The sequence below is a fragment of the Acetobacter conturbans genome (genome assembly GCF_011516755.1).
GTDB classification, from domain to species: domain Bacteria; phylum Pseudomonadota; class Alphaproteobacteria; order Acetobacterales; family Acetobacteraceae; genus Acetobacter; species Acetobacter conturbans.
The window spans coordinates 1-551 of record NZ_WOSY01000083.1 but is presented as its reverse complement, the minus strand read 5'-3'; the positions used below and the strand labels follow the sequence as shown (position 1 = coordinate 551).

Annotated in this window: 1 protein-coding gene; it reads left to right on the top strand. The window is 61.3% G+C overall.

Annotated features, from left to right (window positions below; all coding sequences use genetic code 11):
* The coding region (locus GOB81_RS17440) for a flavin reductase family protein (RefSeq protein ID WP_173571471.1) at positions 1-550 on the top strand (550 nt) is incomplete at its 5' end.
* Position 551: the final 1 nt, after the last annotated feature.

The following is a 551-nucleotide window of genomic DNA, read 5'->3' as shown; positions in this document are numbered from 1 at the left end:
ACTGCACGTTATTGCCACCATGCGGCGGTCGCCGGGGACAGAGTGGTCGGGGCCGGAAGGGCGCATCACGAAGGAACTGCTTCAGCAATCGGTGCCAGATCTCACAAACCGACGTATCCATGTCTGCGGCCCACCCGGGATGATGGCAAGCATGAGAGCGTTATTGACGGATCTCGGTGTGCCGGAAGCCAATGTTCATAGCGAGGCATTCGGACCAGCCGCGATGAAGGCCGAACCTGCGGTCGGGCCTGTGGCGGCCCCCTCATCTCCGGCCGTCACGCCTGCCGCAACGACCATTACGTTTTCCACTTCAGGGAAATCGGCTCCGTTGCAACTGGATGAAACGGTTCTCGACGCGGCTGATGCGGCAGGCGTCAATATTCCATCCTCCTGTCGATCCGGTATCTGCGGCGTATGCACGACACATCTGCTGCAAGGCCAGGTGACGATGGCGGTCGAGGATGGGCTCGATCCGGCTGACAAGGCCAAGGGTTTCATCCTGGCCTGTCAGGCGAAGACCACGGGTGGTCCGCTGGTCGTGGAGGCGTGAT